The organism is Streptomyces sp. UH6, assembly GCF_013421635.1.
Taxonomy (GTDB): domain Bacteria; phylum Actinomycetota; class Actinomycetes; order Streptomycetales; family Streptomycetaceae; genus Streptomyces; species Streptomyces abyssomicinicus.
Map to the genome: position 1 here is coordinate 1 of NZ_JACADT010000904.1, position 2,330 is coordinate 2,330.

Sequence of the window (2,330 nt, forward strand, 5' to 3'; positions counted from 1 at the left end):
GTACTGGCTCACCCACCGCGACGGCCCGGCGCGGACCCTCACCGACATGCCGGGAGTGCGGGTACGCCTGCCGGAGACGCTGGGCGGCAGCGGGCGGATCGCCTACGTGACCGACGCCGAGGGCGAGGACGCCGTCGAGATCGCCTACCTGCCGCGCGCCACCGGCGACCGTGCCCCGCACCGGCTCGCCTCCGGGCGGCTGGGCCGCGTGCTGGAGATGGCGGCCGACCCGGACGGCAACCGCCTCGCGGTCGCCTCCCACGACGGCCGCCTGATGCTGATCACCGTCTCCGACGACGCCGGCTCCGACACCGAGGCGTACGGCTCGGTCACCGAACTGGTCCGCTCCGGCAACGGCTCGGTCCGCGACCTCGCCTTCTCCCCCGACGGCGCCTGGCTCACCTGGTCGCACCCGACCGTCGGGCGGACCCTGCGCCGGATCAGACTGGCCCGGATCAAGGACGGCACGGTCGTCGACGTCACCGACGGCCGCTTCGAGGACGAGAGCCCCGTCTTCACCAGCGACGGCCGCTACCTGGCCTTCCTCTCCTGGCGCGGCTTCGACCCGGTGTACGACGTGCACACCGGCGACCTCTCCTTCCCGCTGGGCTCCCGCCCCTACCTGGTGCCGCTCTCCTCCGCCACGCCGTCCCCGTTCGCCCTGTCCCCCGAGGGCCGCCCGGCGGCGGGCGGACTGGAGCTGGAGGGGACGGACGAGCCGGGCGTGGTCTCCATCGAGACGGAGGGCCTGGAGAGCCGGGTCACGCCGTTCCCGGTGGCCGCCTCCAAGTACTCCTCCCTCACCCCGGTGGCGGGCGGCGGTCTGGTCTGGCTGCGCTGGCCGATCTCCGGCGCGCTCGGCGAGACCTTCGCCAACCCGGACGATCCCAGCGACAGGCCCTCCCTGGAGCACTTCCACATCGCCAAGGCCCGGCGCACCGAACTCGTCCACCACCTGGAGTGGTTCGGCGTCAGCGGCGACGGCACCCGGCTGGTGGTCGTCCAGGACGGCGAGCTGCGCGCCATGCCGGCCACCGAACTCGGCGACGCCGACACCACGGTGTGGATCGACGCCCGGCGGATCCTGCACCGGGTCGACCCGGGCGCCGAGTGGCGGCAGGCGTTCGAGGAGGCCGGGCGGCTCACCCGGGCCTACTTCTGGGACCCCGGCATGTGCGGCATCGACTGGGACGCGGTCCTCGCCCAGTACCGCCCGCTGGTCGAACGGGTCACCACGCCCGACGAGTTCGCCGACCTGCTGCGCGAGGTCCTGGGCGAGCTGGGCACCTCGCACGCCTACGTCACCCCCGCCCGCCGCAACGAGGGCCCGCCGCACTACCAGCGGCGGCAGGGCCTGCTCGGCGCGGACCTGGTGCGCACGCCGGCGGGCTGGCAGGTCAAGCGGATCCTGCCGGGCGACTCCTCCGACTCGCGCGCCCGCTCCCCGCTGGCCGGCACCGGCATCCGTGAGGGCGCAGTGCTCACCCACGTGAACGGCCGCCCGGTCGAGGTCACCGCCGGCCCCTTCCCGCTGCTCGCCGGCACCGGCGACACCACCGTGGAGCTGACCTTCGCGGCTCCCGGCGGCGGCCCCACCCGCCGGGTCGCGGTGCTGCCGCTGACCGACGAGCGGCCGCTGCGCTACCAGACCTGGGTCGCCGAGCGGCGGGAGATCGTGCGGGAGCTGAGCGAGGGCCGGTGCGGCTACCTGCACATCCCCGACATGGGCGGCTCCGGCTGGGCGCAGTTCAGCCGGGACGTCCGCATGGAGGTGTCCCGCCCCGCCCTGATCGTCGACGTGCGCGGCAACGCCGGCGGGCACATCAGCGAGCTGGTGGTCGAGCAGCTGACGCGGACCATCCTCGGCTGGGACGTCACCCGGCACGCCGAGCCGGTGTCCTACGCCTCCAACGCCCCGCGCGGGCCGGTGGTGGCGGTCGCCGACGAGGCGACGTCCTCCGACGGCGACATGATCACGGCGGCGTTCAAGCTGCTGAAGCTCGGCCCGGTGGTCGGCCAGCGGACCTGGGGCGGCGTGGTCGGCATGACCGGTCGCCACCGGCTCGGCGACGGCACGGTGATCACCGTGCCGATGAACGCGGCGTGGTTCGACGCGTACGGGTGGTCGGTCGAGAACCACGGCGTCGAACCGGACGTCGAGGCCCTGCGCACCCCGCTGGACTGGGCCGAGGGCCGCCTCACCGGCCTGGAGGAGGCCGTCCGCATCGCCCTCGACCTCCTCTCCGAGCGGCCCGCCGCCGAACCCCCGGACCGCGACACCGTCCCCGACCGCACCCGCCCCCCACTGCCACCCCGCACCTGACCCACCC

The 2,330-nt window shown here is 74.8% G+C and carries 1 protein-coding gene; it reads left to right on the plus strand.

The annotated features are described in order from the left end of the window. A partial coding sequence (locus tag HW445_RS27375) for a S41 family peptidase (RefSeq protein WP_180223556.1) occupies positions 1–2,323 on the plus strand: 2,323 nt, incomplete at its 5' end. Positions 2,324–2,330: the final 7 nt, after the last annotated feature.